Annotated in this window: 1 protein-coding gene and 1 pseudogene; both read right to left on the bottom strand. The window is 42.4% G+C overall.

Annotated elements, in window-relative coordinates; all coding sequences use genetic code 11:
- Positions 1-492 (bottom strand): PP2C family protein-serine/threonine phosphatase (locus tag R7Z77_RS24890; RefSeq protein WP_318136988.1); only part of this gene is annotated, 492 nt, incomplete at its 3' end.
- 10 nt (positions 493-502) lie between these two features.
- Positions 503-801 (bottom strand): annotated as a pseudogene (locus R7Z77_RS24885) (type VI secretion system-associated protein TagF); the annotation flags it as partial.

Raw genomic sequence — 801 nt, 5'->3', positions numbered from 1 at the left:
AACAGCTCGGGTAATTACATTGGCTAATGGATGGGACTCTGCGTCTTCAAATGCCAACAAGCCTTGCTCAACTAACTCCATCACTTGGCTATGGTCACGAGTTTTTTGTACAAAAGTACCGTTTCTCAATTGATAAATGCGGCTATCACCAACCCATAGGCAGTGGTAATAACCATCCTGAATAAACAACAGCACCAATGTTGTGCCCATTGTCTTTCCATCTAAGTTCATTTGAGCATATTGATAGATCTCAAAATTCGCTTGCTGCACTGCAGCGCGAATATCATCTATATTGGTGTTTGGCACATCTTGCATATGGCGTGCAATTCTGTCGACCAGCATTTGACTCGCGATATCGCCAGCGCTATGACCGCCCATGCCGTCAGCAACAACCCATATATGCTGTTCAGTCATATCCAGTAACGCATCCTCATTATAAGGACGAACTTTACCTGCATGAGTTTTGGCAAAAGTAAAATAATTCCAATTCATTCTTTGCTTCCTACCAACTCCACTTTTGCCAACGACCATCTAACATTGCAGAGAATTGGCCAATAGATGGCAGCCCAGTGCTAACAAACATACATGATTCAATATGAGTAGAGCCTTCTGTCCACCAGAAGCATGGTTTTCTCTGTTGACTCTCAATTAGATGATTTAACAACGTGTTTTGCTTTGCTTCAGTTGAAAAGCTAAACACTGTTGAGATCGGGCTTTGGTACAAAAGCGCCATTTCTTCATTGCATATCGATACTTCAGAAACAAGCTCACACTTTTCCTGCATGCTTCGGTGCCATACAT

This window comes from Vibrio sp. 1401 (assembly GCF_033340295.1).
This window is presented reverse-complemented; position numbering and strand designations above follow the sequence as displayed.